The organism is Microbacterium sp. GXF7504 (assembly GCF_054798235.1).
In genome coordinates this window covers 342,612-369,582 of sequence record NZ_JBSJZI010000004.1, presented here as the reverse complement: position 1 = coordinate 369,582, position 26,971 = coordinate 342,612, and the positions used below count along the sequence as shown (strand labels likewise).

The following is a 26,971-nucleotide window of genomic DNA, read 5'->3' as shown; positions in this document are numbered from 1 at the left end:
GAATGCGTGTGCACCACACCACCGACCTCCGGCATGTTCCGGTACACGTAGGCGTGCGCCGCCGTGTCACTCGACGGCGACCGGTCCGACCCCGGCGTGCCGGGGACCACGTTGCCGTCCAGATCGCACAGGATCATGTTCTCCGGCGCCAGATCGTCATACGACACCCCCGACGGCTTGATCACGAACAGATCCGCACCCGGCACCCGGCCCGACACGTTCCCACCCGTCCACACGACCAGCCCGTACCGCACCAACTCCGCATGCAGCCGCGCCACCTCCTCACGCACCCGCGCGATCGCGACCTCGGTCGCTGCGGTGATGGCCGTGTCTTCGTTCGCCATGGGGTTCCCTTCGTCTGGTGACCTCCAGCATGTTACCGGTAACAACGATCCTTCGACGACCGTCCCGCCGACGCCGTCAAGGCCTGGCCCGTCGGGATGCCGCGCCCCTAGCGTGACGGGACGACGAAAGGAGACCCCATGTCGACCGGAGGATTCCCCCCACCCGCACCCTTGGACGACGACGCCGGCGCCGACGAGCCGGTCCGCGAGACGGACGGCGACGAGGTGCTCGACGAGGACGCGAACGACGACCTCGTGGACAGCGCGGAAGCCGACCGCATCGCCGCCGAGGACGGCTCCGCCTGAGCCTCCGCCTCCGTCCGGCACGGATGCGGCGACCGCCCGTGCCGGACGGCGACGGCGGTGACGCCGGTCAGAGCGCGAGCAGCCGGTCGGTGTCGCCGTAGACCTCGAGGCCCGCGCACTCGGCGACCCCGTCGAGGAGGACCGTCCCGTCCCGCGCGGTGTGCCGCACCGCGATGCGCGCGTCGAGGGTCTCCTCCACCCGCTGGTGCATGGCCGTCCGCAGCGGCGCGTGCAGGAGCCCGCCGCGCACCCGCTCCGCGTCGAGTTCGAGCGTGCCGTCGGGCCCCTCGACCCGCCACCGCACCCGGTCGTCGGTGATCGACAGCTCGCGTTCGACCGAGCGGTTGTAGGTCGTCCAGCGGTGCAGCCGGCCGCCGTGCCGGAGCCCCACGATCGAGCCTCGGAACGCGCCGCGGAGCCACGGGATGATCGCGACCGAGCCGATGAGCGACGCGTCGGCCCGCTCGCCCGCGGGTTCGTCGATGTGGTTGCTGGCGAGCCACACGTAGCCGTCCGGGAACGCCTTGCCCCAGTCCTTCTCGATGTAGCCGCGTCCGCCGTCGAACCCGTGCCGGGCACCGTCGATCTCGAGGCTCCCCCGCAGGCCGTGACCGAACGACACGATGCCGTGGAAGCACTCCATGAACGGCACCAGCCCGTACCAGCCCATGATCCCCGGCTCGCGCCGGGTCACCGGCCACGGTTCGAGCGGTGCCACGAACGAGACGTCGCCGCGCATCCCCGGCAGGTCGAGGTGCACGCCGTCGGCGCTGAACCGGTTCGCGCCGACGCGCACCTCGAACTCCCGGTCGGATGCGGTGAAGTCGCCCGGTTCGAACCGGTGGTACCAGGACCGCCCGGTGAGCCCGTCGAGCACCTGCACGAACGCCTCGTCGGTGACGCCCCCGTCGAGGCCGCGGAAGACGCCCGGGATGACGGCCCACCGTTGCGACCGGTCGGCGGAGACGAGCTTGACGTACCAGCCTTCGAAGAACCCGCGGCGCACCCCGTGCCCGTGGAACGCCTCGGGGTGCCGGACGCCGCGCACCCACGCGGCCGGCGACCTCACGACACCTCCGCCCCACGGACGGATGCGGTGAGGCCTGGGCGCTGCGCCATGCGGGCTCCTTCGGATCGGCGTGGCGCCAGTGTGCCCCGTCGCCGCCGCATCCCGCAGCCCCTTGCGCTCAGACGATGGGGTGGGTGTGCACCGCGGTGGAGCAGGTGGTGCCGTTGAGCTCCACATAGAGCCAGCCCTCGGTGACGGTGAGGCTCATGGTGTTGCGTCGCTCGATGAGCGGCACGGCGAGGTCGAAGAAGCCGGGGTCGAAGCTGCGCAGCACGATGTCCTCGGCGCGGTGGATCTTCTTGCCGGCCCAGTTCGGGAGCACCTTGGCCGGGTCGCGGTGCGTGTAGACGAGGGTCCGCTCGGCGAGACGGCTGCCGTGGTGGAGGCGGTCGGCGTCGGGCGCGCCGACCTCGACCCACGCCGTGACGGCACCCGTGGCGTCGCGGGCGATGACGGCCGGTTCGTCCTGCGCCGCGATGCCCTCGCTGAACCCGATGCCCTCCTCGTACTCGAGGCAGTAGGCGAGCACCCGCGTCAGCATGAACGCGTCGGTCTCCGAGGGATGACGGGCCACCCGCAGCGCCAACTCCTCGTACACGCCGCGGTCCATGTCCGCCAGCTGCACCGTGAACGTGTGGATCACCGAACCGATCGCCATCCGAACGAGCCTACGCGGTCGGCGTCACTCCGCAGCTGCGACGGCGGCACGCACGAGCGCGAGGTTCGCGGCGATCGTCACGGCGACGTCGTCGGGCGTGCGGTCGGACGGCCGACGCACCACCTTGACCCCGATCCACGGCACGGCGCCCGCGGCCCGGATCACGGCATCCAGCGCTGCGGCGTCCAGCAGCGACCCGGAGACGGGGTCGGCGTCGAGGAGCGGCACGTGCGCGTCGGCCCAGGCCCGGCCGTAGGGGCCGTCGACGGCCGCGGCCCCGGAGAGCGCGAGCCCGCGCAGGCGGCCGGATGCGGCGACCGCGGCGATCTGCGCCGTGACGGCGTCGACGTCGCGCAGCTCGACCGCGGAGCGGCCCCAGTTCAGCCACATCCCGATCGGGGCGCCGGTCCGCTCGATCGCGGCGAGTTCGGCCTCGACCGGGAGGAAGCCCTTCTCGAACGGCTGCCCCGGCACCTCCGCGTCGCAGTGTTCGACGACGAGTTCGGCACCGGACCAGTCGAGCCCGGCCAGTTCGGCCAGCGACGCGGCGAACGCGTCGGCGTCCCCGCCGCCGCGCGGCGCGCTGTGCACGACGACGACCTCGACGTCGGCCGCAGACGCCGTCTGGAGCGTCCGGACGTCGGCCGCGAGCCGCCGGGCATCGGCGAGCGCGGCGGCCCGACCCGCCGCATCCGGGGACGCGAGCCCGTAGCCGCGTTCGACGGCTGCGCGCTGCATGGTGAACGGCAGCGCCGTGACCGTCATCCGTCCGGCGGGGACGTGCGCGAGGAACCAGGCGTCGTCGTGCGGGTGGACGCCGCCGAGCCACGGCAGCTCGAGCCCCGCGACGTCCGGCAGCGCCGCGAGGGCGGGCAGGAGCGCGGCGTCGAACGCGGGGTCCCAGGCGGCGTGGGCGGGTGAGGCGACGTAGCCGCTGACGGTGAGCGAGGGGGATGCGGGGTGGGGGATGGCGGATGGCACCTCGAAACGATACCGGCGGCGGTCAGCCCGCCAGCACCCGGTGCACCGAGGCGATGGCGCTGGAGCCTTCGCCGACGGCCGCCGCCACGCGCTTCATCGAGCCGCGGCGGACGTCCCCGGCGGCGAAGACCCGCGGGAGGGAGGTCTCGAACGGAAGCGGTCCCCGGTCGAGGTGCGCCCACGGGTCGGCGGGCGACACGTCGGTGCCGGTGAGGATGAACCCCGCCTCGTCGCGGTCGAGCCCGTCGGCCCAGCCGGTCGCGGGGTCGGCGCCGATGAAGCAGAAGAGGCCCCGGGCGGGCACCCATCCGGCGGTGTCGAGTTCGACCCGGTGCAGGGTGCCGTCGCCGTCGAGGCCGACCACGTTCGACGAGGTGTGCAGCCGGATGCGGGGATCGGCCGCCAGCCGGTCGACGAGGTACGACGACATGGTCTCGCGGGGGTCCTCCCGTCGCACGACCAGGTGCACGGTGCAGCCGTTCGCGGCGAGGAAGAGCGCCGCCTGCCCGGCCGAGTTCGCCCCGCCGACGACCACCACCGAGCCGCCGCCGACCTGACGGAGTTCGAGCGGGGTGGCGGCGTAGTGGATGCCGCCGCGCTCGAACTCCTCCCAGCGCTCGAGCGGCAGGCGCCGGTAGTGCACACCGGAGGTGACGACGGCGGACCGGGCGGCGATGACCCCGCCGCCGACGAGGTCGATCTCCACGCCGTCCGCAGTGGACCGCAGCGACGCCGCCTCGCAGGGCGCGCACACGCGCACCCCGAACTTGATGGCCTGGAGCGTCGCCTGGCCGATGAGGTCGTCGCCCGAGACTCCGAACGGGAACCCGAGGAAGTTCTCGATGCGCGAGGTCGCCGCCGCCTGCCCGCCGGGCGCGACCGCCTCGAGGAGCACGGCGCTCAGCCCCTCGGACGCGGCGTAGATCGCGGCCGCGAGTCCGGCCGGCCCGCCGCCGACGATCGCGACGTCCGCCGACCCGTCGTAGGCGGGGTCGTAGGCGAGGCCGAGCCGGTGGGCGATCTCGCCGGGGGTGGCACGTGGCACCGGTTCGCCCCGGATGAAGGCGATGGGGAGGTCCGCCGCGGAGATGTTCGCACCGGGGTGGTCGAGCCCTTCGCCCGGCGCAAGACCGACGGCGGTGTGGACGAGGTCGAACCGCTCGGCGAACCTGCGCAGCGCGAGGAACTCCGCGGAGGTGCCCACGCCCACGAACTTCAAAGTGAACGCGGCCGTGCCGGTGCGGAGCGACTCGCGTCGTGCCCACAGCGTGCGCAGGATCGTGTCGCCGAGCTCGTCGTCCTCCGCGAGCACGCGCCGGAGGTCCGTGCGGGCGAGGCGACGGATGCGGCTGGGCGCGGTCGCGCGCACCGACAGGAACGCCCGCTGGCCGTTCAGGAGTCCGAGTTCGCCGAGGAACGTCCGGGGGCCGGCGGTGGCGACCACCTCTTCCCCGAGCCATCGCAGCGGGTCGCGGACGAGCTCGAGCTCCCCCTCCTCCACGAGGATCATCGGGTAGTCCCGGTCGCCGGCGGGCACGACGACCTCACCGGCCTGCACCGTGGCGGGGACCGCATCCGCGCACAGCCGTCGCCACTGCGCATCCGTCAGTGGAGGCGCGAGCTCGGTGTAGGCGCGGGTGCCGGAATCGATGTCGGTCATGAGGGTCTCCTCCCGCCGCCTAGCCTGACGTAGAGTTCGGCCATGGTCGAGGGCATGATCGACATCGCCGTCCCGCCGTCGGGGACGGGCTGCGCGGAGTGCGAGCAGGCGGACGGCTGGTGGGTGCACCTGCGCCGCTGCGCCGCGTGCGGGCACATCGGATGCTGCGACTCGTCGCTCGGCCGCCATGCGACCGCGCACTTCGAGGCCACCGGCCACCGGTACGTGCGCAGCTTCGAGCCGGGCGAGACGTGGTTCTGGGATTACGAGGAGGGCCGGTCGGTCGACGGACCCGACCTGGCGCCGCCCGCGAGCCGGCCCGAGTCGCAGCCCTCCCCCGGTCCCGAGGGTCGCGTCCCGGCGGACTGGCGCCGGTTGCTCGCCGCCCGCGACGCCTGAGCCTCCGTGCCGCGGCCGGCACCTGGTCGGGTCAACGGTTGCGCCAACGGGGCGGTCGCTTGCGGGCGAACGCGGTCATCCCCTCGAGCGCGTCGTGGCTCACCATGAGCTCGTCGATGACGGACGTCCGCAGGGTCACGGCGTCGACCACATCGGGGATCGCGCGCGTCTGCGCCATGAGCCGGAGGGACGTGCGCACGGAGGTCGGGGAGACGGCCGTGATCTCCGCCGCGATCTCCTTCGCCGCCGTCAGCGCGGCGCCGGCGGGAACCACCCGGTTGACCAGTCCCAGCCGGTGCGCCTCGGCCGCATCGACCTGACGGCCCGTGAGGATGAGCTCGGTCGCGATCTTCTCCGGGATGGCGCGCGGCAAGCGCACGACACCGCCGGCGCCCGCCACCAGGCCCACCTTCACCTCGGTGAGTCCGAAGCGGGCGGTCTCCCCCGCCACGATGAGGTGGCACGCCAACGCCGTCTCGAACCCGCCGCCGAGCGCGTACCCCTCGACTGCGGCGATGACGGGTTTGGACATGTCCCGCCGGCTCGTCAGCCCGGCGAACCCCTGTGCCGGCAGGTAGGTGGGTTTACCGGATGCGGTGTGCACGAGGTCGTTGCCCGCGCAGAACGTGCCGCCGGCACCGGTGATGACCGCCACCCACAGGTCACGGTCGGCGAAGAACGCGTCGAACACCGCTCCGAGTTCCTCGTTGGCCGCGGGGAACAGCGCGTTCCGCGCCGCCGGCCGGTCGATCGTGACGACGAGCAGGTGGCCGTCGCGCTCCACGCGCACGTGCTCGTACCGCTCGGCGAGGACGGGCGGTCGCGACGGGCGGAGCTCCTCGGCGCGTTCCGGCGACACCGTCACCCGGTTGCCCGGCCCGGTCGACAGTGCCCAGACCCGCATCCCGATCGGTTCCTCCCCGGCGAGCAGGTCGAGGATGCGGTCGTCGTCCTCGAGTCCCAGCGCGACGAACCGCTCACCGGTCGCCTCGAGCCGGCCGATCACGATCCCGCGGCGGCGGCCGTCCCGGTGGTGGTCGATCGTGCAGGTCTCGATCACCGCCCAGCCGTTCGCCCGGCTGGTCTGCGGCACGGCCGGCGCCGCGGCGTCGAGCTCCGCCTGCACGTGCGCGGACCGGCCGGGGCGCCAGGCGCACGGGGTCGTGGAGTACACGGCGGCGGAGTACTTGCCGAGGATGCCGCCGTTGGCACCGACGAACCCGACCGCGCCGGGCCGCCGCCGCATCCGCTGCACCGTCTCGGCGATCGCGTGCATCGCGTAATCGTTGCCCGGACCGCCGAAGTAGGGCAGTCCGCCGGTGACCGTCAGCCCGCGCGGGTCGTCCGGCTCCAGACCGAGCCCGTCGACGGCGACGGCCGTGACGGCGATCGGGAAACAGCTGTAGAAGTCCCACGTGTCGACCTCGTCGAGCCCGACCCCGGCGGTCTCCAGCGCCAGCGCGGCGGCGGCGACCGCGGCGGGGCTCCGGGACAGGTCGGGGCGGTCCATGAGCGGGCGCTCACGCAGATCGGCGTGCCCGTGGAGGAAGACCCACTGCTCCTCGGGGACGCCCAGCTCCCGTGCGGCGGCGACGGAGGCGAGGAGCACCGCGGCGCCCTGGTTGACCTGGTCGCGTGCGACGAGCAGGCGCGGGTACGGGTCCGCGATCATCCGGTTCGCATCGGTGACCGTGACCAGCTCGTCCGCGGATCGCGACACGGGTGCGGCGGCGTACGGGTTCGCGGCGGCGACCGCGGTGAACGACGCGAACAGTTCCCCCATCGAGCGCGCGTAGGCGGCACGCGAGCAGCCGAGGCGTGCGCGTCGGGCGTGCTCCAGGAGTGCGTACTGCGGCGCGGCGGCGGCGAGCCCGTGCTTCGCCAGTTCCATCGTGACGATGCCCTCGAGGCCGTACCCCCGGTCGTCGAGTCCGCCGTCGACGTGCTCGGTGAAATCGGGCCGGTCGTCGGCCCGGGCGAGCGCGCGGACGGTGGAGATCGCCTCCGCCCCGACGGCGAGCGCGACGCGACGGGTGCCGGCGGCGATGGATGCGGCGAGCTCGGTCACCAGGTGCTGCGGGCTCTGCCCGCCGCCCACCTCGAGGATCGCGTGCGCGGGGTCGGCGCCCAGGCGTGCGGCGACCGAGCGCGGCACGTTGTCCGACCGTCCCAGGGGAGCCCGGGCGCCCGGTGTGGAGTCGTCGAACTGGCGGATCGCGGCGACCGTGTCGATCGCGGTGCGGACGGCATCCGCATCGGCTCCGGTGTCGTCGATCGCGCGGGCGGCGGCGGCCGCAGCGAGGTCCACCGCCGACCGCGCTTCGTAGTCGTCGGCGCCCAGCCGGTCGATGCTCTGCCCGACGCCGATGATGACGGGGGTGTTCGGGTCGATCTCGGTCACGCCGTCCTCCTGTCGCGTGCGCGTCATTCGCCGACCGCCTCCTCGACACGTCCCACCGCGTCGAGGAAGTCCTCGGCGAAGTCGAGGACGATCTGCCGGGAGGTCTTCTGCCGGTTCATGAGCCCGACGCCCTGCCCGACCCAGTAGGTCGCGAGCGCCTGCGCCCCCTCGTGTCCGCCGTCTGCGAGCCGGTCGATCGTGCGGAGGTTCTGCTCGGACAGCATGCTCTGCAGCGGCATGCCCAGCGGAGTCGGCGCACCCGTCTGCTCGTACGCCTCGGTCCAGTCGCTCTTGAGCTGCCGCGACGGTTTGCCGGTGCGGCACGCCGTGCGGCGGGTGTCCCGTGAGGAGGCGGCGAGGAGTTTGCGCTTGACGGTCTCGGACACCTCGGACTCGGGGGTCGTGAGCCACACCGACCCGGTCCACGCACCGGCCGCGCCCAGCGCGATCGCCGCCGCCATCTGCCGCCCGGTGACGATGCCGCCCGCCGCGAGCACGGGGACCGCGTCGCCGATCGCGTCCACCACCTCCGGCACGAGCACGAGCGTCGACACCTCGCCGCAGTGCCCGCCCGCCTCGCCGCCCTGCACGACGAGGAAGTCGACCCCGGCGGCGACCTGCTTCAGCGCGTGCTCCTTGGCGCCCACGAGTGCCCCGATGGGAACGCCGTGCTTCTTCGCCTCGTCGATCATGAACTGCGGCGGCACCCCGAGCGCGTTGGCGATGAGCTTGATCGGATGCCGGAACGCGACCTCCAGGAGCTTCTCGCCCGTGTGCGCGGTGGGCGCGCGCCCGAAGTCGCGGACCACGTCCTCCGGGGCGGTCTCGATGCCGTGGGAGGTGAGCAGGTCGGCGACGAAGCGCCGGTCGCTCTCGGGGATCATCCCGACCAGACGGTCGCGGGTCATCCGCTCGCCCTTGCCGACGAGCTTCTCGGCCACGATGATGTCGATCCCGTACGGCTTGCCGTCGACGTGCTCGTCGATCCAGGTGAGCTCCTCCTCGAGGCTCTCCGGGGTGAACGAGGAGCCGCCGAGCACACCGAACCCGCCCGCGTTGGTGACCTCGGCGACGACGTCGCGGCAGTGGCTGAAGGCGAGCAGGGGGATGTCGATGCCGAGCATCTCGGTGATGGCGGTCTTCATGGTTCCTCCGGTGACGGATCGGGGAGCGGCGGCGCCTCGAGCACCCCGCGGGTGAGCAGGTCGTCGACCTCGGCGGGGCTGAGCCCGAGGACGTCGGTCGCGATCTCGACGGTGTGCTGCCCGAGCATGGGCGCCTGCCCGGCGGGCGGGTCGGCGACGTGATCGGCGTGGACGAGCACGTCCTCGAGCACGAACGGCTCCCGCGCATACGGATGCCGCTCGCTGCGGAATCCGCGGCGGAACCGGAAGTAGTCCCAGTCGGGCAGCTCTGCGCCGCGCAGCATGGCCGCCGCCGGCACCCCCGCCGCCTGCAGCAGTTCCATCGCGGTGCCTGCCGGGTGCGCGGCGGCCCAGTCGCGGACGGCCGCCTCGATCCTCGTCCGACCCGCCGTGCGTCCGGCCGCGTCGGCGAGTGCGGGGTCGTCGCGCAGATCGCGTCTGCCGATCACGTCCATGAGCGCCCGCCAGTCGGCGCCGTCGCGCGCGGTGACGACGAGCCAGTCGTCGTCACCGTCGGCGGCGAACACGCCCCACGGCACGTCGCGTCCAGCGGTGCGCACGTCGTGCCCCCGCGCCGCGAGCGCGTCGGCGACGAGTTCGGGGCCGAGCTGGTCGAGGATGACCTCGGCCTGCGCGAACGCCGCCGCGCCGCCCGTCCCGGTGCGGTCGCGCCGGATGAGGAGGGCGAGGCCGAGGAGTGCGCTGAGCCGCGCGCAGACATGGTCGGGGTAGGCGGTGACGTCGTCCTGGAAGCGGTCCGGCAGGTCGGGGTGGACCCATCGTCCGGTGAAGCCGACGGCGGCGCGCACGAGCGGTCCGTAGCCCAGCCGATCCGCCCATGGTCCGGTCGCCCCGAAGGCGGAGCTCTCCACGGTGATGACTCCGGGCGCCCGCGCCGCGAGCGTCGCCCGGTCGAGACCGAGCTTCGCGGTCGTGCCGGGCTTGAAGTTCGAGAACACGAGATCGGACCGTGCGGCGAGCGCGTGGAGGAGCCGGCGGCCCTCCGTCGTGGTGAGGTCGATCCCGATCGACCGCTTGTTACGGTGCCCGGAGGCGAACCCGGCCATCATCCGCCCCGGCGGCAGCGATGCGCGGGCGCCGTCGGGGAACGCGGAGCTCTCGACCTTGATGACCTCGGCACCGAGGTCGGCGAGGATGCGGGTGCTGTCGCCGCCCACGATGATGACACCGAGATCCAGCACGCGGACCCCGGCGAGCGGCAGGGTGCGCGACGCGGAGGCGGGGTCCGCCGCGGCAGGGGGCCGCGCGGCGGCCGGGGACGCCGACCGTGCGGGCGCGCGCAGTCGCATCCCGTCGACCTCCGCGAACCCGGCCGGGACGGGCGCGACGAGTCCCGGCGCGAGTTCCGCGTCCTCGACGGCGCCGCGTTCCCGCAGATGCGGCGAGCGCAACGCCTCGTCCACGCTCCGCAGCGCGGCGGTCGGCACACCGTGGCGGCGCCCCTCCTCCTCGAGCTCGGCCCGGGTCTTGTCGGCGAAGAACGCCGCGATGGCGGGAAGGAGGGACGGGGTCCGGTACCGCACGTGCAGCAGGTCGAGCTTCGGGTCGGCGAACGCCTCCGGCCGCCCCATCCACTCGAACATCCCCCGCCACTGGCGCGCCGCGAGGATGCAGATGCGGACGTGCCCGTCGCGACAGGGCAGGATCGGGTACTTGTGCCCCTCATCGGTGCGGCCGCGCGGCAGCGAGGCGAGGGGCTTGCCCATCGTCGCGGAGCCGGCCATCCCGAACGCCGGGTCGATGGCGGCGGTCGCGCCCTCGAGCACCGCGAAGTCGATGCGGTCGCCACGGCCGGTCCGACGTGCCTCGCGGACGAGCGCGAGCGCCTGGACCGCGGCCTGCACGGCCGCCGCGTCGTAGGGCAGTTCCCCCGGCGGGACGAGCGGTTCCCGGCCGGGTTCGCCGGTCCGTGCGAGCACCCCGGTGAGCGCGTGGAAGACCGGGCTCGTCGCCTGCCAGCGCGAGAACCGTGTGTCGCGGCCGAAGTCGCTGAGCGAGAGCACCACCAGCCCCGGGTGGGCGGCCCGGATCCGCGGCACGTCGAGCGACGCCTCCGCCGCCGAACCCGGCGGGGTCGCCTCGACGAGCAGGTCGGCGCCCTCCAGCATCCGCCGCCACGTCGCCGGATCGGCACGGGGATCCACCTCCGCATGCCGGGCCCCGCGGGCCGCCAGCGCGTCGACGACCCCGATCCCGTCCACGACCGGGCCGAAGGGCCGCTCGACGGTGATCCCGGGCGCGGTCACCCGGGTCAGGTCGGCGCCCAGCTCCGCGAGGAGTCGGCCGACCGTCTGGAGCGGACCGCCGGTCAGATCGAGCACGCGGATGCCGCGCAGCGGCGGATCGACTGCGTCGTCCGTCATCCGTGTCCTCCTCGTCCGCGGCCCCGCAGGGTCCCGGGTGCCGTCACCGGCATCCGACCAGCGGCGGCGCGCGTGTGTCCATCACGGATGCGGTCACCTGCACATGAGCGGACGCGACACGTGCCGCGCCGCACATGTCCGATCCGCTCACCTGCGACTGACCCGATCCGTCGTGTACGGGCGCGGCGGCACGGTGGTTGCGTGTTCGGCAGCGGGGGTCCCCCGTCGAGGAGAGGAGCGGCCGGTGACGCTGCAGGACGAGGTCCACGAGTTCGTCGACACCGCGTGGCGTGGGGCGGACGACCCCGCCTACCGCCGGCGCGTGTTCGCTGCGGGCTGGGCGGCGCCGGGATGGCCGCGGGACGCGTACGGGCGCGGGCTCCCGGCGGCCGAGGCGCGCCGGGTGCCGGCGCTGTTCGCGGCGGCCGGCGCCCCGGACCCGGTGCGCAGCACCCGCGGGTACGGCGCACTCATGGGCACGCCGGTGCTGCGCGAAGGGTCGCCCGAGCTGCGCGAGGCCGTGCTGCCGAAGCTCCTCACCGGCGAATGGCACACCGGATGCCTGCTGTACAGCGAGCCGGGCAACGGCTCCGATCTCGCGGGCGTGCAGACCCGGGCGGTGCGCGACGGGGACGACTTCGTCGTCACCGGGCACAAGATCTGGACCACCGAGGCGCACCTGGCCCAGGCCGCGCTGCTGCTGGCGCGGACGAATCCGGACGTGCCGAAGCACGCAGGGCTCACGCTGTTCGTCCTCGACATGGCGACGCCCGGCATCGAGGTTTGCCCGATCCGGCAGATCACCGGCGAGCAGGACTTCAACGAGGTGTTCCTCACCGAGGTGCGCGTCCCGGCGCGGAACGCGATCGGCCCCGTCGACGACGGATGGCGGGTCCTGCAGATCGCGCTCGCCGAGGAACGACGCCTCATGGGGCTCGCGCTCGGGGTGCGCCCGAAACGGCCCGGGGAGCGGCCGCGGATCTTCACCGCATCCGACGACCTGGTCGCCGCGGCGCGCGCCGCGGGCCGGCTCGACGACGAGGCCGTGCGGCAGCAGCTCATGCGCATCCACTCCTGGCGCATGGTGAACCGCTGGACCGGGCAGCGTGCGCTCGCGGAGCTGCGGCGCAGCGGCTCGTCGTCCCTCGCCTCGATCGGCAAGCTCGAGAAGTCCCGGATCCTGCACGAGGGCTGGGGTCTGCGGTTCCGTCTGCAAGGGGCGCAGAGCCTGCGCTACGACTACGACGACCCGGCCGCGTCGGAGGTCGGGCACCAACTCATGTGGTCGTTCATCAACTCGATCGGGGGCGGCTCCGACCAGATCCAACGGAACATCATCGCCGAACGCATCCTCGGCCTGCCCAAGGGGCACGAACCCGACCGCGACGTCCCGTTCCGCGACATCGTGAAGGGCGGGATGCTGCACCCGCGGGCCGAGGAGGACCGCGCATGACGTTCGGGGCACCGAGCGAGGAGCAGGAGGCGTTCCGCACCGTGGTCCAGGACTTCTTCCGGGCCACGGCGGACGAGGCGACGGTGCGCCGGCTCATGGCCACGGAGCAGGGGTTCGACCGCGAGGTCTGGCGTCGCCTCGCGCAGGAGGTGGGCGCCGTCGGGATCGCCATCCCGGCCGAGTACGGCGGCGGCGGGTACACGTGGGCCGAGCTCGGCGTCGTGCTCGAGGAGGCCGGACGGGTGCTGTTCCCCGGCCCGCTGCTCTCGACCGCGGTGCTCGCGGTGACCGCGCTCCTCGAATCGGACGACGAGGCCGCGAAGCAGCGGCACCTGCCCGGGATCGTCGCCGGCGAGACGATCGCCACCCTGGCGATCACGGATGCGTCGGGCGGCTGGGACCCTCGCACCATCGCGATCACCGCGACACCGGACGGCGCGGGGTGGCGGCTGCGCGGCGAGGCGCATCACGTCGTCGACGGGGCGAGCGCCGACCTCGTCCTGGTCCCGGCGCGCACCCCGGCCGGGCTGTCGCTGTTCGTCGTGGACCCGGCCTCGCCCGGGGTGCGCCGGACCACCACCCCCACGCTCGACCAGACCCGCCGGCTGGCGGTCGTCGCGCTGGAGGCGGCGCCGGCGACGCTGATCGGCACCGACGGCGGCGCCGACGCCGTGCTCGATCGCGTGCTGGATGCGGCGGGCACGGCGCTCGCGCTGGAGCAGGCCGGCGGCGCCCGCGCGGCCCTCGAGATGTCCGTCGCGTACCTGAAGACGCGGGTGCAGTTCGGCCAGCCCATCGGTGCGTTCCAGGCGCTCAAGCACATGGCGGCCGACGTGCTCGTCGAGGTGGAGTCCGCCGCATCCGCCGCGCACTACGCCCTCGCGGCGATGGTCGAGGGCTCCGAGGAGTTCGCACCGGCCTGTTCGCTGGCGCAGGCCACCTGCAGCGAGGCGTTCGTGTACGCCGCGCACCAGAACATCCAGTTCCACGGCGGCATGGGGTTCACCTGGGAGAGCGCGCCGCACCTCTACTACAAGCGCGCACGTTCGTCGGAGATCTACTTCGGCGATGCCGACCACCATCGCCGCAGGCTGGCCGAACGGATCGGGATCTGAGCTCAGACCGGCACCGGCGCGAACCGACCGGTGAGGGCGGCGACGGCGGCCGGGATGCGTTCGTCGCCGTCCGGCAGCCACGCGAGCGCGAGCTTGGCCGGCGGGTAGGAATCGGGATCGAACGGCACGAGCGCGAACTCCGGCGGCGAGAACATGCGGCCGACGAAGGAGTCGGGGGCGTAGGGCAGCACGACCGGGGTGCCGTGCGCGTAGGCGTAGTTCGCGAGTTCCAGCTCCCCGCCCTTCGCGGTGACCGAATGGACCAGCCGGGTGAGTCCGACGGCGTTGAGCCGACGGATCGTCCAGGCCAGCAGTTGGGGGTTGGGACGGGCGAAGTCGACGAGGATGTCGCGATCCCTGACGTCCTCCACGCGGATGGCGGCGAGCTGTGCGAGCGGGTCGTCCGCCCGCACCGCGAGCGCCGTGGGGTAGCTCGAGATGACCTGCTTCAGCAGCCGGGAGTCGAGGACCGGCAGGTGGATGAGCCCGATGTCCAGCCCGCCCGAGAGCAGCTGCTCCTTCACCTCGGCGGCGGACCCGGCCACCACCGCATCCGCCCCCGCCGCGAGCCCGCGACACGCCTCCTGGAACTCGAGGAGGAACCCGCTCGGCGCGTACGCGGTGATCCCGATCCGCAGCGGCGGGGCGTCCGTCACGCCGCGTGCGACGGCCGCCCGGAACCCGCCGACCGCGGTGAGCACCGACCGCGCCGCCGGGAGCAGCGCCTCCCCCAGCGGGGTGAGCCGGACCCGGTGGTAGTGCCGCTCGAACAGGGCCCCGCCGACCTCGCTCTCGAGCACGCGGATCTGTCGGCTGAGGGGAGGCGGGCTGATGCGCAGCCGTTCGGCGGCACGCGCGAAGTGCAGTTCCTCGGCGACGGCGACGAAGTAGCGCAGGCGCGTGAGGTCGACATCCATGGCTCCCCCTCCGGGCGACGACACCGGCGCCCGCTGACACGATACTGCGGCGCGGGGCCGCGTCCGAAGCCTCCCGCAACCCTCTTGTCGGGGGCGCACTGCAGCGGCACCGTGGCGGCATGAGTGACAGAGACGACATCAAGCAGCCCCTCGACCATCTGCCGAAGAAGGAGGAACGGGACCCGCTGATCGAGGTCGACGAGCCCCACTACCCGGATGCGGGCGCCCCCGCCGGCGGCTCGCACGCATCACCGCAGACCGCCGCCGAGCCGGACAAGGCCGACCGGCACGGGGTGGCGAAGCAGCCGCCCAGTTCCCGCTGACGAACACGGGCCCCGCGTGCACTGCTCACGCGGGGCCCGATCCTTTCACGCGCCGGTCGTGGTGATCACCACCGGCACGGAGACCGACTTCAGTCCTTCCACACCGAACTCCAGGCCGTACCCGGAGCCCTTGATCCCGCCGAACGGGACCATCGGGTGGATGCCGCCGTGGGCGTTGATCCAGACGGTGCCCGCCTCGAGCTGCAGCGCGATCTCGCGGGCGGCGGCCGGATCGTCCGACCAGACCGAGGCGCCGAGCGCGGCGTCCAGCGCGTTCGCCCGCTCCACGGCGTCGGCCACGTCCCGGTACTTGATCACGGGGAGCACGGGACCGAACTGCTCCTCGTCGACCAGGGGCGCCCCGTCCTCGATGTCGGCGACGATCGTGGCCTGGAAGAAGTTCGGCCCCAGGTCGGATGCGGGTGCACCGCCCGCCACGATGCGCGCGCCACGCTCCCGCGCGTCGTCGACCAGGCGCTGCACGATCCCGAACTGCTGCGGGTTCTGCAGCGGCCCGAGCACGTTCGTCTCGTCGAGCCCGATCCCCATCGGAGTGGACTTCGCCCGCTCGGCGAGCGCCGCGACCACCTCCTCGTACTGCGACTCGTGCACGTAGAGGCGCTTCAGCGCCGCGCAGGTCTGCCCGGTGTTGATGAACGCGCCCCAGAAGATGTCGTCGGCATGCGCGGCGATGTCCGTCCCCGGCAGCACGATCCCGGCGTCGTTGCCGCCGAGTTCCAGCGTGAGCCGGGTGAGGTTGTCCGCGGAGCTGCGGATGATCGCCTTCCCGGTCGCGGTCGAGCCGGTGAACATGATCTTGTCGAACCCGGGGTGCGACGCCATCGCGGCGCCCACCGCGCGGTCACCGGAGACGACGTGGAGCACGTCGGCGGGAAGCACGTCGTTCATCACCGTGATGAGTGCCTGCACCGACAGCGGCGTGTACTCGGACGGCTTCACGACGACCGTGTTGCCCATCTTCAACGCGGGCGCGACCTGCCAGATCGTGATCATCATGGGCCAGTTCCACGGCCCGATGGCGGCGACGACCCCGACGGGCTTGTAGATGAGCTCCGAACGGTTGCCGGGCTCGTCGACGACGACCTCCACCGGCACCTGCGTCGCCGCGGTCGCCCGCAGCCACGCGGAGCACGCACCGACTTCGAAGCGTGCGTTCGGCCCTTCGAGCGGCTTGCCCTGTTCACGGGACAACAACCGGGTGAGTTCGTCGGCGTTCGCGTCGATGGCGTCGGCGACGGCGTTCAACAGGGCGTCGCGCTCGGCCTGGGGCAGCGCCGCCCATCCCTTCTGCGCCGCGCGGGCCGCCTCGTACATGCGCTCGAGATCGGCGACGGTGTGGCGGGCGGTCCGCCCGATCACCTCGCCGGTCGCGGCATCCGGGATCTCGCGGCCGTCGTCGACGACGACCCGGTCGATGAGTGACATGGTGACTCCTTCTGGTCCGGGGGGGTTCAGGCGTTCAACAGCAGCTCGGCGGCCTTCTCGCCGATCACCGCGCTCGGGGCGTTCGTGTTGCCGGTGGTGACGGTCGGCATGACCGACGCGTCGGCGACCATCAGCCCTCGAAGTCCGCGGACGCGAAGCCGCGGGTCGACCACGGCGCGGTCGTCGACACCCATGCGGCAGGTGCCGACCTGGTGGTGGTAGGTGATGACACGCTCACGCACGTACTGCACGAGGTCGTCGCCTGCGACGTCGGGTCCGGGGTACACCTCGGTCGCACCCCATGCCTCGGCCAGTGCCGGCTGTGCGCCCACACGACGGCACTGCTCGACGGAGGCGAGCATGCTGCACAGGTCGCGTTCGTCGGCGAAGACCTGCGGGTCGATCAGCAGCCCGTCGGCCGGGTCGGCCGAGGCGAGCTTCACCGTGCCACGGCTCTTCGTCGACACGATGCCGGCCATGAGCGAGAAGCCCCAGGGGATGGGTGCCATGTCGGGCTCCAGCATCGGGACGCTGAAGTTGATCGGCTGGGTGTCGGGCACCGTGAGCGACGGGTCGCTCTTCCAGAACCAGTGCGTCTGGGTCACCGACCGGTGCGGCTGCGGCGGTTCGACCTCGCGCTCGGTGCCGAAGATGACCGGGACCAGGTAATGGTCGTGCAGGTTCTCTCCGACGGGGAGGTCGGCGACGACGGGGATGCCGAGCCGTTCGAGGTCTGCCGCGGGACCGACTCCGCTGCGCAGCAGGATCTCGGCGCTGCCGAGCGTGCCGGCAGCGAGGACGACCTTGTCCGCCGTGATGGTCTCGGGACCGTCCGCCGTGAGGATCTCCACACCGGTCGCGCGGTCGCCGTCGAACCGGAGCCGGAGCACCTGCACGCCGGTGCGCGCTTCCAGGCGACCCGCCTCGACGGCCGGCTGGGCGTAGGCGTCCCAGGTGCTGACGCGGTCGCCGTGCTCGATCGTCACCTGCTGGCGGGAGACGCCCTCGAGCGACGCGCCGTTGTAGTCCTCGTTGCGGGGCAGGCCCTCCTCGACCGCCGCCGCGATGATGGCGTCCTGGATCGGATGCATCGGCTGGTTCTCCTCGATGGGGAGCAGCCCGTCGGTGCCTCGGAGCGCCGACGGCGTCCCGTTCCAGTGCTCGATGCGGCGGTACACCGGCTCGACGTCCGCCCACGACCAGCCCTCGGCCCCCTCGGCGGCCCAGCCGTCGAAGTCCTCGGGCGCGCACCGCACCCAGATGGCGGCGTTGAGCGAGTGGCTGCCGCCGAGCACCTTCCCGCGCGGCAGGTGGATGCGACGGTCGGCGGCGTGGGCCTGGGGGACGGTGTGATAGTTCCAGTCGGTGTCGCTGTGCCAGAGCTGATTCAGCCGGCCGACGTCCTGGATGTCGTCGCGGCGGTTGTCGCCGCCGGCCTCGAGGATCAGCGTCCGGCGCCCCGCATCCGCGAGCCGGCGGGCGATGATCGAGCCGGAGGTGCCGGCGCCGACGATGACGACGTCGTAGTGGGTCATGCTTCGTTCCTTCATCCTTCTGAGAGCCGGTACGCCCGGCTCAGCTGGTCCGGGTCGCGCTGGAGGTCCGCGGCCGGTGCGTGCAGACTGACCTCGCCCTGCGCGAGGACGGTCGCCGTGGTCGCGAGTTCCAGCGCGACCGTCGTGAACTGCTCGATCAGGAGCACCCCCACACCGGATGCGGCGATCGAGCGGACGGCGGGGATCAACCGCTGCACGATGACCGGGGCGAGCCCCAGCGACATCTCGTCGATGACGAGGTACGCGGGCTTCGCGACGAGCGCGGACGCGAGCGCCAGCATCTGCTGCTGGCCGCCTGACAGCTGTCCGCCGAGCCGGTCGGCGAGGCCCCGGAGCTCGTCGAAGAGCTCGAGGGTGGACTCGACCGCTGCGGCCCGTTCCTTCGCCGGCAGCGGCAGTGCGGCGATCCTGAGGTTGTCGGCGACGGAGATGTCCGCGAACACGCGGTGCCCCTCCTGCACGGTCGCGATGCCGGCGCGGCGCGTGCGGGTGGGGTGCCCGGACTTCAGCGCCGTCCCGTCGATCGCGATGGTGCCGGTCACCTCGCGGATGATCCCGGCGACGGCGAGGACGGTGGACGACTTGCCGGCGCCGTTCGCGCCCAGGAGCGCCGTGACCTCGCCGGCGGGCACCGTGAGGTCCACGCCGTGGACCACCTCCCGCCCGCCGCGCGTGACGCGCAGGTCGGTGATCGTGAGCTCGCCCATCAGTCCTCCACTCCGAGATAGGCCTTGCGCACCGCGGGGGACGCGAGCACGTCGTGCGTGGGCCCGAACGCGATCCGCTTACCGAAGTCGAGCACGGCGACGGTACCGCATGCGGCGCGGACGAGGTCCATGTCGTGGTCGACGAGGAGCACCAGTGCCCCGAACCGCTCCGGGATGCCGGTGATGAGCTCCAGCAGCCGGGCGGATTCGGCGGGGTCGAGCCCCGCCGCGGGTTCGTCGAGGAGCACGAGCTTCGGCGCGCCGATGACGCATCGGGCCACCTCCACGAGCCGGCGCTCGAGCATCGTGAGCCGGTTCCCCGGCCGGTCGCGGTCCTGCAGGCCGACGTAGTCGAGCGCACGCTCGACCTCCGCGAGGGACGCGCCGGTGTGGTCGGCGCCCAGGCGCACGTTGTCCCAGAGCGAGAGGGTGCGGATCACCTGCTCCTGCTGGAAAGTGCGGCGCAGCCCCCAGCCGGGCCGCCGGTGCGGCGCGAGGTCGAGCAGGGACTCCCCGTCGAGCCGGACGCTGCCGGCGACCGGCAGCGCGAACCCGGACAGGACGTTGAAGAGCGTCGTCTTGCCGGCGCCGTTCGGCCCGATGATGCCGCACACTCCGGGCTCGAAGGTGAAGCTGACGTCGTCCAGCGGGGTGACGCCGCCGAACCGCACGGTGACGTTCTCGATCGCGAGGCTCATCGCCGATCCGCCTTCCGGTCTCGGATGCGGGCCCACAGGCCCGTGAGCTGGCCGGCGATGCCGCCGGGCGCGGTCGTGATCGCCTGCACCAGGCCGAGGCCGAGGATCACGAAGATGAGGTTGCCGTTCACACCCCAGGCGTCCAGCAGCGGCGGGACCCCCTGGAAGAAGAAGCCGGCGATGAGCGCACCGCCCAGCGTGAACGCGCCGCCGATGAGCACGGTGGCGAACAGCAGGATCGACTGCTGCGCCTTGAACGAGACCGGGTCGAGCAGCCCCGCGTTCGCGGCGAGGAGGGCGCCCGCGACGCCGGTGAGGGCCGAGACGACGGCGAGGGCGAGCAGCCGGTAGCGGGTGACGCCGATCCCGACCGAGATCGCACCGGCCTCGCCCTGGCGGATCGCGGCCCAGGAGCGTCCGGGCTTGGACCCGAGCAGCCAGCTGAGGAGCAGGAACACGATGAGGAGCACGATCACCACGTAGCGGAAGTACGAGGCGTCGTCAGGTGCGAGCACCGGACGCGGCATCGCGACGGGGAGGGTGCCGCCCTCGACGCGACCGAGGAACCCGGTGCCGCCGTTGGGGAACCCGCTCGCGCTGATGAGCACCTCGATGGCGCCGGCGACCATGAGCGTGACGATCGCGAGGCTGAGCCCCGAGAGCCGGAGCGCCGGAAGGCTCACCACTGTGCCGATGATCCCGGTGCCGATCGCGGCGATGAGGAGGACCACCTCGAAGGGGAGGTGGGTGCCGTGCCAGACGCGGAGGGCGATCCAGCCGCCGATCGCGACCAGCCCCACCTGCATGATCGACACGAGGCCGACCCGGCCGTACAGGACGCCGACGCCGGCGGCGGCGATCGCGTAGATCGCGCACACCGTGAGCACACGGGTCCAGTACGCACCGGCGATCATCGGGACCGCGACGATCGCGAGCAGGGCGATCACCACGCCGAGCGCGTTGGCCCGCACATAGGTACCGAACGCATGCCGCTTCATGAACGCACCACCGAGATCGAGATGAACCGCCGCCGACGGCCGATGAGGATGACGATCGTCGCGATGACGAACGGCACGGCGGTGCTGAACGCGCTCGTCGCAGGGTTCGCCGAGACGAGCGACTGGACGAGCCCGATCCCGAGACCGCCGAGGAGCGCCCACCACAGCGAGCGGAAGCGTCCGACGACGACCGTCGCGAGGATCGGGATGATGAGGAAGGTGAGGAACGCCGGCTCGAGCCTGGTCTGGTCGGCCAGCAGGATGCCGGAGACCCCGGCGATGGCGCCGGAGATCGTCCAGGCGCTGAGTTCCACCGCCCGCACGTTCGTCCCGAGCACGGCGGCGAGCTCGCGGTCGCTGGCGAGCGCGCGCATCGCCGCACCCACCGAGGTCCGCGCCAGTGTGAGGGACGTGCCGACCACGACCAGGAGCGCCAGCGCGAGGCAGATGATCTGCGTGAGGTTGATGCGGGCGCCGGGCACCGAGAACGCGATCTTGCTCGTCTCGAGGCTCAGGGTCCGAGCCTTGTCGTTCCAGGCGAACAGCATCACCCCGAGGAGGGCGAGCGCGAGTCCGAGGGTCGCGGTCGCCTTCCGGAGTTCGTCGATGCGGGCGAGATAGGGCCCCGCGATGAGCCCGAACAGGAGGGCGACTGCAGCCCCGATCGCGATCGCGAGCACGATCGCGATCGAGGGCTGCATCCGTGATGCGATGAACTGCCACGCCATCATCGCCGAGAGTCCCCCGATCGCCCCGTGGGCGAAGTTGAGGACACCGGTCGTGCGGTACAGCACGAGCACTCCCACACCCGACAGGGCGTAGACGGAACCGATGACGAGGCCGGCGATGATGAAGGGCAGGACATTCATCGGTTAACGCTCCAGCAGACCTTCCGACTGCTCCCGCTCGAGGATGTCGGCCATGGCCGGGTCCTCGACCTCGGTGCAGCCCTCGACCTCGACCCACTCGCCGTTCTCCATCTTGGCGTTGCGGGTGGCGTGGTTCGCGTGGTGCTCGTCGGCCTCGCCGTAGTACCAGGGCGCGCAGAGCAGGCTGGACTCGTAGCCGGTGATGCCGAGAAGCGCCTCGGAGACGGTGGCGCGGTCGAGGGTCGCGGGGTCATCGATCTCGAGCAGCGTGTCGGTGAAGATCTTCGCTGCGAGGAAGCCCGCCTGGCTGAAGGTGTCGCGCGGGGTGTCCGCCGGGGCGTAGGCGTCCATGACCGCGTTCCACAGGTCGCTGTCACCGCCGGTCGCGGTCACGAGCTGGAGCTCGGAGTTGACGAGGAAGCCCTCCCAGTAGTCGCCGAGACCCGCCGCGAACTGCTGGTCGTAGCAGGAGGCCGTACAGGCCCACGCGATGTCGCCACGAGCATCCTGCTGCTCGGCCGAGGCCAGGATGGAGGCCGTGATGGGCGCCGGGTCGGCGATGACCAGCGCGGATGCGCCGGAGGACTGGATCTGGCCCACGAGCGGCAGCCAGTTGCTCTCGGCCGGGTCGCTCAGCGTCTCGCCGACGAGGTCGATGCCCGCTTCCTCGGTGTACTCCTGGATGCCGGCGGCGACCCAGTCGCCGTTGCCGCGGGTGTTCAGTCCGACGGAGTAGAACCCGCCGTCGAGCAGCCCCTCGCGCTCCATGTACTGCACGAGCGCGAGCGCCGAGGTGCGCGGCCCGGCGTTGACGGGCGCGATGTTGGTGGACTCGAAGCAGGCCTGCGGCACGCCCACGCCGGTGATCGAGTAGAGGCCGGCCTTCGCGTACTCGACGTTCGCGACGTCGCAGCCGACGAAGGTCGCGTCACCGACGAGCGCGACGACGTCCTGGTCGCCGGCGAGGCCGGCAGCCAGCTGCGCGGTCTTCGTCGGGTCGAGCGCGTCGTCCTCGAAGCTGTACTCGATGGGGCGGCCGTTGATGCCGCCGTTGTCGTTCACGCAGTCGAAGAACGCCTGCGCGGAGACGGGCGAGGACGAGAAGTCCACGCCGCCGGATGCGGTAGCGATGGCGCCGACCTTGATCGGGTCGCCGGTCGCCGCCTCCCCGGTACCGAGGCCGCAGGCGACGTCACCGGCTGCTGCTGTGCCGCCCCCGCCTCCGGGGGCTGCTTCATCGGCCACACAGCCGGCGAGCGATGCCGCCAGCGTGGCACCGACGAACAGGGCGCCCAGGCCCTTCATGGTGCGATTCATGGCTGTACTCCTTCGTACGGTCGCGGCGCATGGCTGTCGCTCACCCGCCGAGACCAGCGTCTCGGGCCGCGGCGTTCCGCGATTGAACGAGCGTGAACACGGGGTTGCCCATGCGTGCACGAAGCGGCCGCGGTTGGCGCGCTGGAGGGCACGGTGTATAGATAGGTGGGTCATCGTCGACTCTGGAGGTGGACACGATGCGCGCGACCGCACCGCCCCGCACGAGCAGGAACGCCTCGTCCGCGCAGATCCTGCGCCTGGGCGGCGTGGGCGAGTTCCGCGAGGTCGTGAACCGCTCCTTCGTGCCGCTCGCTGTGAGCACACGGCGCCCGCATCACTTCCATGCGACCGTGCAGGGCCAGTTCCTCCAGGACGTCGGGATGACCGAGGTCGTCGCCGACCCGCACGTGGTGGAACGGACGAGGCGGCTGTGCGAGGACGGCGGCGCGACCCCGAACTACAAGATCAGCCTCATGCTGGGCGGCACCGCGTATCTCTGCCAGGACGGCCGCGATGTCGTGCTGAACCCCGGCGACCTCGCGATCTACGACACCACGCGGCCGTACACCCTCGCGTTCGAGGACAGTTTCCGCAGCATCGTCGCGATGTTCCCGAAGCACCTGGTGAGCGTGGACGAGCAGGGCGTCGGCAGGCTGACCGCCACCGCGCTCGGCGGCGACGACCCGCTCGCCGGCATCGTGGCGACCATGCTGCGGGAGGCCACCGGGCAGATGGGTCGGCTGTCGGCGCCGGTCGGCGGCAGGCTCGCCCGCAACATGGTGGACCTCGTGTCGATCCTCCTTCGGGAACAGCTGGATGCGGAGCCCGCACCCCGACAGCACCTGATCGACCAGATCCGCGACCACATCGACGACCACCTCGGCGACCCCGATCTCACGCCGGGCTCGATCGCCGCGGCGCACTTCATCTCCGTGCGCTATCTGCACACGCTGTTCCAGGGCGAGGGCACGACCGTTGCCTCATACATCCGCCAGCTCCGCCTCGAGCGGTGCCGGGCGGACCTCGCCGATCCCCGGCTGGCCGACCTCACCGTCACGACGATCGCGGCACGCTGGTCGTTCTCCGACGCCCCGCACTTCTCGCGACTGTTCAAGGCCGCGTTCGGGCAGACGCCGAGCGCGTTCCGCGCCGCCGTCGCCCGCTGATCCGGCCGCCGCCGCCGAGCGCGCGCATGCTGCACGCGTGCGCAACCCGCTGTGCCCTGACGCACAAGCGTGGGCCTCGCGCCGCGCGTTGACTGGGACCACATCGACGGAGATGGAGGTCCCGTGACGGATTCAGCGGTTCAAGTGGTGTTCCCCCGCGCAGGCACGGTCGAGGTCCGGGAGGTCCCGGTCCCCCGCGCGGCAGCGGACGAGATGGTCATCGAGGTCTCGCGCGTCGGGATCTGCGCGACCGACCTCCACCTTCGGGACGGACACATCGGCGATCCGTTCCCGCTCGTCCCCGGGCATGAGTTCATCGGCGTCGTCACCGAGGTCGGTGCGTCCGATGCCCGCGGCTTCGGCGTCGGCGACCGGGTCGCGGTGGAGATGCTCGTCCCATGCCAGCGTTGCCCGCGGTGCCGGGAGGGGCGGTACAACCTCTGCCGGGAAGACCTCGACACCCCGGGTGCCGGGCGCCAGCTCGGCGTCAACATCCCGGCGACGGACCAGCCCTACGCCGGCGGCTATGCGACGCACCTGGTGGTCCCCCCGCAGGCCATCGTGCACCGCATCCCCGACACGATCGACCCGGACGCCGCCGTGCTGGTGGAACCGCTCGCGGTTGCCTGCCGGGCCGTGGCCCGGGGGCGCGTCCGCCCGGGCGACCGCGTGGTCATCATCGGCCCGGGTCCGGTCGGGCTCCTGTGCGCGGCTGCCGCGAGCACGGCGGGGGCGGCCGAGATCGTCGTGGTCGGCGGGCGTCCCGAACGTCGCGCGCTCGCCTCCGCCTTCGGATCCACGGCTCAGGTCGCGGCGCGCGGAGCGGAACTCCACGACGCGGTGCGGCGGATCCTCCCCGACGGCGCCGACGTCGTCATCGAGGCCGCCGGCTCGGTCGACGCCCAGCTCGACGCGCTGTCGCTCGTGCGCCGCGGCGGCCGGGTCGTGCTCGCCGGCGCCTGCGGATCGGGTCCGGTGCTCCGCGTGCCAAGCGACGATCTCCTGCTCACGCGCGAGGTCGACGTGCTGCCGAGCTTCCTGTCCGCCGGCGGCTTCGAACCTGCCATCGCGCTCCTCGCGTCCGGCCGCTTCCCCTTCTCGTCGCTCGTCACCCACGTCTACCGACTCGCCGATGTGGAGCGCGCGTTCGCCGACATCGAGAACCGTACCGACGGCCTCATCAAGGCCGTCCTGATCCCCTAGGAGGAACCACATGACCACTTCGCAATCGATCGTCGTCGGCGACCGCACGGATGCGGCCGACCCCACGCAGTGGAAGACGTACGACGAGTTCGCCGCGGGGATCGACACCTACCGGCTCCCCGCGACCGAGCTGACCGGGCGCTCCGTGTCCTTCACCTTCGAGGGCGGTGTCGCACTCTCCCTCACCTTCCTCGACGGGCAGAACGTCGAGTGGTCCTCCGACGGATTGCTCTCCGCATCCGGCGGCAACCGGGACCCGTACGACGCCGTCCAGGTGCGCCCGGACGTGTACTTCGTCAACCTGCCGCTGGAATCCCGTGCCCGCGAGGCCGTGACCGTCATCTGGAACGACACCACCGGTCGCGCCCTGCTCGCGCACTCCGTCATCGCCGCGGAACCCGTGCCGGGCACCCCGCAGGTCGGGCAATCGTTCGCCGCCGGTGTCGTGGACGGCATCGAGGCGACGGGTGCGAAGCCCGGCCCCAGCCGCGACCTCATCGGGATGCGGAACGTCTACCGGTACAGCCCGAACCACCTCTACGAGCACGTCTACCTGTCGTCCGAGCGGTACGCGTGGCAGTGCGTGCAGGGGGAGCAGCGCGGGCACGGCGACGTGGACATGTCGACGGTGTGGAAGTTCGAGCACGGGCTGTACCTGTTCTGCTTCCGCGAGTTCGTGATCCCGGTCGCGAGCGTGTGGCTGCACGACCTCGGCTACGAGCTGCGCACGACGGGGATCTTCCTCGGCATCAACGGCGACGGCGAGGCACAGCACAGCCGCGCCGGCGGTCACATCTACCCGCTCGGGAGTGTCACCTACCCCGACGTCGAGCCCGTCTGAGAGGAACATCGATGCCCAGCAACGCAGACATCATCCGCGCACACTACGCCGCCTCCGACGCCGGCGACCTCGAGGGCATGCTCGCCCCGCTCGCCGCGGACGTGCAGTGGCGCGAGGCCGACGGCTTCCCCGCCGCAGGCCTCTACACCTCGCCCGACGAGGTGAAGCAGCACGTCTTCATCCGGCTCGCCGAGGAGTACGACGGGTACCGACTCGACGTCGACGAGGTGCTGGACGCCGGTGACACGGTCGTCGGCGTCGGCACCTACTCGGGCACGTACCGCGCGACCGGAAAGCCGTTCCGCGCCCGCGTCGCGCACATCTGGCGACTGTCGGACGGTGTGGTGACCCACTTCGAACAGATCACGGACACCCTCATGGTCGACCGCGGACGGCACTGACCCGTCCGACGCGAGCGCCCTCCCGCATCCGTGGGAGGGCGCTTCCGGTTCATTCCACGCCGTAACGGATGCGGGGGAACGGCCAGTCGCGCTCGAGCCAGGCGGGCACAAACGCGTCGAGCGCGGCGGCGACCGGCGTGCCGACCAGGCCGTCGACCGCCCACCAGGACACGACCGCATCCGCGTCGTCCGCCTCGGTCGGGTCGATGTACACGCAGCCGAGGAGCGCCTGCTCGTGCTCGTCGAAGAACGCGTAGTTGTAGGAGCTTCGCGAGGCCATCTCGTCCTCGTGGTACTGCAGGTCCTCACGGTCCTGCTCGTGGGTCATGCCCGCCGGCGGCCAGCCCCACGCCTCGCCGTAGATCGCGAAGAGCCGCTCGCGGGAGCCCATCACCGCGACCATGTCGAGGTCGACGTCCGTCACGCGGATCTGCCGGAGGTGGTGCCGCTCGGCGTCACCGAGCTCGATCCGCACGGGCGGGGTGAAGTCGTCGGGGAGCCACGGCATCCCCGCATGGTGGCACAGCCGAGGCCGTCGCACCAGGTCGTTCGGCGCCCGAGTTCCGTCGCTCTCGTGCGCGACCCACCCCCTTTTCTGCGAGCCACCCCTCTTT

General features: G+C 72.4%; 26 protein-coding genes. 9 read left to right on the top strand and 17 right to left on the bottom strand.

The features are described 5' to 3' along the window. Positions 1–344, bottom strand: a 344-nt coding sequence (locus tag ACWAUO_RS12365) for a class II aldolase/adducin family protein (RefSeq protein ID WP_460775784.1), incomplete at its 3' end; no start/stop codon positions are given. 138 nt (positions 345–482) lie between these two features. Between ACWAUO_RS12365 and ACWAUO_RS12360 the strand changes: the two genes are divergently transcribed. Continuing rightward, the gene (locus ACWAUO_RS12360) at positions 483–650 is read left to right on the top strand and encodes a hypothetical protein (protein ID WP_460775782.1); all 168 of its coding nucleotides are present in this window, start codon (positions 483–485) and stop codon (positions 648–650) included. Between the two features lie 67 nt (positions 651–717). Here ACWAUO_RS12360 and ACWAUO_RS12355 read toward each other — a convergent pair whose 3' ends face one another. From ACWAUO_RS12355 to ACWAUO_RS12340, 4 genes are all read right to left on the bottom strand, one after another. Continuing rightward, complete coding sequence (locus ACWAUO_RS12355; RefSeq protein ID WP_460775781.1) at positions 718–1,719, bottom strand: tocopherol cyclase family protein; 1,002 nt, start codon at positions 1,717–1,719, stop codon at positions 718–720. A gap of 118 nt (positions 1,720–1,837) precedes the next feature. Then, positions 1,838–2,377, bottom strand: coding sequence for a YaeQ family protein (locus ACWAUO_RS12350; RefSeq protein ID WP_460775780.1), 540 nt, complete (start codon positions 2,375–2,377; stop codon positions 1,838–1,840). Positions 2,378–2,401: 24 nt separating this feature from the next. Then, a complete protein-coding gene (locus tag ACWAUO_RS12345) occupies positions 2,402–3,358 on the bottom strand; it encodes a DUF4862 family protein (protein WP_460775778.1) in 957 nt (318 codons plus the stop codon). Positions 3,359–3,380: 22 nt separating this feature from the next. Then, positions 3,381–5,018, bottom strand: a complete 1,638-nt coding sequence (locus ACWAUO_RS12340) for an FAD-dependent oxidoreductase (RefSeq protein WP_460775777.1) — start codon at positions 5,016–5,018, stop codon at positions 3,381–3,383. Between the two features lie 42 nt (positions 5,019–5,060). Here ACWAUO_RS12340 and ACWAUO_RS12335 point away from each other — a divergent pair, with 42 nt between their 5' ends. Next, positions 5,061–5,417 carry a UBP-type zinc finger domain-containing protein gene (locus ACWAUO_RS12335; protein WP_460775776.1) on the top strand — a complete coding sequence of 119 codons (357 nt, stop codon included), beginning with the start codon at positions 5,061–5,063 and terminating at the stop codon, positions 5,415–5,417. A 31-nt stretch (positions 5,418–5,448) separates the two neighbouring features. On the opposite strand, the gene ACWAUO_RS12330 is transcribed toward ACWAUO_RS12335, so the two are convergent. From ACWAUO_RS12330 to ACWAUO_RS12320, 3 genes are read right to left on the bottom strand one after another with little or no spacing between them, the layout of a single operon-like run. Beyond that, positions 5,449–7,818, bottom strand: coding sequence for an acetyl-CoA acetyltransferase (locus ACWAUO_RS12330; protein ID WP_460775774.1), 2,370 nt, complete (start codon positions 7,816–7,818; stop codon positions 5,449–5,451). Between the two features lie 23 nt (positions 7,819–7,841). Then, on the bottom strand, positions 7,842–8,963 hold the full coding sequence (locus ACWAUO_RS12325) for a nitronate monooxygenase (protein ID WP_460775773.1): 1,122 nt from the start codon (positions 8,961–8,963) through the stop codon (positions 7,842–7,844). Continuing rightward, positions 8,960–11,347: a CaiB/BaiF CoA-transferase family protein gene (locus tag ACWAUO_RS12320; RefSeq protein ID WP_460775771.1), complete on the bottom strand. Its 2,388-nt coding sequence runs from the start codon at positions 11,345–11,347 to the stop codon at positions 8,960–8,962. Before ACWAUO_RS12320 ends, ACWAUO_RS12325 begins: the two co-directional genes overlap by 4 nt. A 244-nt stretch (positions 11,348–11,591) precedes the next feature. Between ACWAUO_RS12320 and ACWAUO_RS12315 the strand changes: the two genes are divergently transcribed. Together ACWAUO_RS12315 and ACWAUO_RS12310 are read left to right on the top strand one after the other, a co-directional pair. Further along, positions 11,592–12,800, top strand: coding sequence for an acyl-CoA dehydrogenase family protein (locus tag ACWAUO_RS12315; RefSeq protein ID WP_460775769.1), 1,209 nt, complete (start codon positions 11,592–11,594; stop codon positions 12,798–12,800). Continuing rightward, on the top strand, positions 12,797–13,915 hold the full coding sequence (locus tag ACWAUO_RS12310; protein WP_460775767.1) for an acyl-CoA dehydrogenase family protein: 1,119 nt from the start codon (positions 12,797–12,799) through the stop codon (positions 13,913–13,915). Before ACWAUO_RS12315 ends, ACWAUO_RS12310 begins: the two co-directional genes overlap by 4 nt. A 2-nt stretch (positions 13,916–13,917) precedes the next feature. On the opposite strand, the gene ACWAUO_RS12305 is transcribed toward ACWAUO_RS12310, so the two are convergent. After that, positions 13,918–14,832, bottom strand: coding sequence for a LysR family transcriptional regulator (locus tag ACWAUO_RS12305; protein WP_460775766.1), 915 nt, complete (start codon positions 14,830–14,832; stop codon positions 13,918–13,920). A gap of 119 nt (positions 14,833–14,951) precedes the next feature. Here ACWAUO_RS12305 and ACWAUO_RS12300 point away from each other — a divergent pair, with 119 nt between their 5' ends. Then, positions 14,952–15,155: a hypothetical protein gene (locus tag ACWAUO_RS12300; RefSeq protein ID WP_460775765.1), complete on the top strand. Its 204-nt coding sequence runs from the start codon at positions 14,952–14,954 to the stop codon at positions 15,153–15,155. Between the two features lie 45 nt (positions 15,156–15,200). Here the strand turns inward: ACWAUO_RS12300 and ACWAUO_RS12295 are convergent, their stop codons facing one another. Genes ACWAUO_RS12295 through ACWAUO_RS12265 form a run of 7 tightly spaced genes read right to left on the bottom strand, consistent with a single transcriptional unit; the run spans position 15,201 to position 22,746 of the window. Further along, entirely contained in the window at positions 15,201–16,601 is a 1,401-nt protein-coding gene (locus tag ACWAUO_RS12295; RefSeq protein ID WP_460775763.1) for an aldehyde dehydrogenase family protein, read from the bottom strand. Positions 16,602–16,627: 26 nt separating this feature from the next. Beyond that, positions 16,628–18,136, bottom strand: a complete 1,509-nt coding sequence (locus tag ACWAUO_RS12290) for a GMC family oxidoreductase (protein ID WP_460775762.1) — start codon at positions 18,134–18,136, stop codon at positions 16,628–16,630. 11 nt (positions 18,137–18,147) lie between these two features. Then, a complete protein-coding gene (locus ACWAUO_RS12285; protein WP_460775761.1) occupies positions 18,148–18,864 on the bottom strand; it encodes an ABC transporter ATP-binding protein in 717 nt (238 codons plus the stop codon). After that, the gene (locus ACWAUO_RS12280; RefSeq protein WP_460775759.1) at positions 18,864–19,562 is read right to left on the bottom strand and encodes an ABC transporter ATP-binding protein; all 699 of its coding nucleotides are present in this window, start codon (positions 19,560–19,562) and stop codon (positions 18,864–18,866) included. Before ACWAUO_RS12280 ends, ACWAUO_RS12285 begins: the two co-directional genes overlap by 1 nt. Beyond that, positions 19,559–20,560 carry a branched-chain amino acid ABC transporter permease gene (locus ACWAUO_RS12275; protein ID WP_460775758.1) on the bottom strand — a complete coding sequence of 334 codons (1,002 nt, stop codon included), beginning with the start codon at positions 20,558–20,560 and terminating at the stop codon, positions 19,559–19,561. Before ACWAUO_RS12275 ends, ACWAUO_RS12280 begins: the two co-directional genes overlap by 4 nt. After that, positions 20,557–21,429, bottom strand: coding sequence for a branched-chain amino acid ABC transporter permease (locus tag ACWAUO_RS12270; RefSeq protein WP_460775757.1), 873 nt, complete (start codon positions 21,427–21,429; stop codon positions 20,557–20,559). The genes ACWAUO_RS12275 and ACWAUO_RS12270 overlap by 4 nt, the downstream gene beginning before the upstream one ends. Before the next feature lie 3 nt (positions 21,430–21,432). Next, entirely contained in the window at positions 21,433–22,746 is a 1,314-nt protein-coding gene (locus ACWAUO_RS12265; RefSeq protein ID WP_460775755.1) for an ABC transporter substrate-binding protein, read from the bottom strand. Positions 22,747–22,943: 197 nt separating this feature from the next. Between ACWAUO_RS12265 and ACWAUO_RS12260 the strand changes: the two genes are divergently transcribed. The 4 genes from ACWAUO_RS12260 to ACWAUO_RS12245 all read left to right on the top strand — a co-directional run bounded on the left by ACWAUO_RS12260 (position 22,944) and on the right by ACWAUO_RS12245 (position 26,357). Next, on the top strand, positions 22,944–23,912 hold the full coding sequence (locus tag ACWAUO_RS12260; protein ID WP_460775801.1) for an AraC-like ligand-binding domain-containing protein: 969 nt from the start codon (positions 22,944–22,946) through the stop codon (positions 23,910–23,912). A gap of 123 nt (positions 23,913–24,035) precedes the next feature. Next, positions 24,036–25,115: a zinc-dependent alcohol dehydrogenase gene (locus tag ACWAUO_RS12255; protein WP_460775754.1), complete on the top strand. Its 1,080-nt coding sequence runs from the start codon at positions 24,036–24,038 to the stop codon at positions 25,113–25,115. 10 nt (positions 25,116–25,125) lie between these two features. Next, the gene (locus ACWAUO_RS12250; protein WP_460775753.1) at positions 25,126–25,956 is read left to right on the top strand and encodes a MoaF C-terminal domain-containing protein; all 831 of its coding nucleotides are present in this window, start codon (positions 25,126–25,128) and stop codon (positions 25,954–25,956) included. An 11-nt stretch (positions 25,957–25,967) separates the two neighbouring features. Beyond that, positions 25,968–26,357 carry a nuclear transport factor 2 family protein gene (locus tag ACWAUO_RS12245; RefSeq protein ID WP_460775751.1) on the top strand — a complete coding sequence of 130 codons (390 nt, stop codon included), beginning with the start codon at positions 25,968–25,970 and terminating at the stop codon, positions 26,355–26,357. A 49-nt stretch (positions 26,358–26,406) separates the two neighbouring features. On the opposite strand, the gene ACWAUO_RS12240 is transcribed toward ACWAUO_RS12245, so the two are convergent. Next, positions 26,407–26,865, bottom strand: a complete 459-nt coding sequence (locus ACWAUO_RS12240) for a GNAT family N-acetyltransferase (RefSeq protein ID WP_460775750.1) — start codon at positions 26,863–26,865, stop codon at positions 26,407–26,409. Positions 26,866–26,971: the final 106 nt, after the last annotated feature.

Coding starts and splice junctions, on each gene's coding strand:
- ACWAUO_RS12285 (WP_460775761.1), bottom strand. CDS start 18,864: ATGGGCGAGCTCACGATCACCGACCTGCGCGTCACGCGCGGCGGGCGG.
- ACWAUO_RS12260 (WP_460775801.1), top strand. CDS start 22,944: ATGCGCGCGACCGCACCGCCCCGCACGAGCAGGAACGCCTCGTCCGCG.
- ACWAUO_RS12275 (WP_460775758.1), bottom strand. CDS start 20,560: ATGAAGCGGCATGCGTTCGGTACCTATGTGCGGGCCAACGCGCTCGGC.
- ACWAUO_RS12360 (WP_460775782.1), top strand. CDS start 483: ATGTCGACCGGAGGATTCCCCCCACCCGCACCCTTGGACGACGACGCC.
- ACWAUO_RS12295 (WP_460775763.1), bottom strand. CDS start 16,601: ATGTCACTCATCGACCGGGTCGTCGTCGACGACGGCCGCGAGATCCCG.
- ACWAUO_RS12340 (WP_460775777.1), bottom strand. CDS start 5,018: ATGACCGACATCGATTCCGGCACCCGCGCCTACACCGAGCTCGCGCCT.
- ACWAUO_RS12290 (WP_460775762.1), bottom strand. CDS start 18,136: ATGACCCACTACGACGTCGTCATCGTCGGCGCCGGCACCTCCGGCTCG.
- ACWAUO_RS12320 (WP_460775771.1), bottom strand. CDS start 11,347: ATGACGGACGACGCAGTCGATCCGCCGCTGCGCGGCATCCGCGTGCTC.
- ACWAUO_RS12280 (WP_460775759.1), bottom strand. CDS start 19,562: ATGAGCCTCGCGATCGAGAACGTCACCGTGCGGTTCGGCGGCGTCACC.
- ACWAUO_RS12265 (WP_460775755.1), bottom strand. CDS start 22,746: ATGAATCGCACCATGAAGGGCCTGGGCGCCCTGTTCGTCGGTGCCACG.
- ACWAUO_RS12305 (WP_460775766.1), bottom strand. CDS start 14,832: ATGGATGTCGACCTCACGCGCCTGCGCTACTTCGTCGCCGTCGCCGAG.
- ACWAUO_RS12245 (WP_460775751.1), top strand. CDS start 25,968: ATGCCCAGCAACGCAGACATCATCCGCGCACACTACGCCGCCTCCGAC.
- ACWAUO_RS12310 (WP_460775767.1), top strand. CDS start 12,797: ATGACGTTCGGGGCACCGAGCGAGGAGCAGGAGGCGTTCCGCACCGTG.
- ACWAUO_RS12270 (WP_460775757.1), bottom strand. CDS start 21,429: ATGAATGTCCTGCCCTTCATCATCGCCGGCCTCGTCATCGGTTCCGTC.
- ACWAUO_RS12300 (WP_460775765.1), top strand. CDS start 14,952: ATGAGTGACAGAGACGACATCAAGCAGCCCCTCGACCATCTGCCGAAG.
- ACWAUO_RS12250 (WP_460775753.1), top strand. CDS start 25,126: ATGACCACTTCGCAATCGATCGTCGTCGGCGACCGCACGGATGCGGCC.
- ACWAUO_RS12240 (WP_460775750.1), bottom strand. CDS start 26,865: ATGCCGTGGCTCCCCGACGACTTCACCCCGCCCGTGCGGATCGAGCTC.
- ACWAUO_RS12350 (WP_460775780.1), bottom strand. CDS start 2,377: ATGGCGATCGGTTCGGTGATCCACACGTTCACGGTGCAGCTGGCGGAC.
- ACWAUO_RS12325 (WP_460775773.1), bottom strand. CDS start 8,963: ATGAAGACCGCCATCACCGAGATGCTCGGCATCGACATCCCCCTGCTC.
- ACWAUO_RS12335 (WP_460775776.1), top strand. CDS start 5,061: ATGGTCGAGGGCATGATCGACATCGCCGTCCCGCCGTCGGGGACGGGC.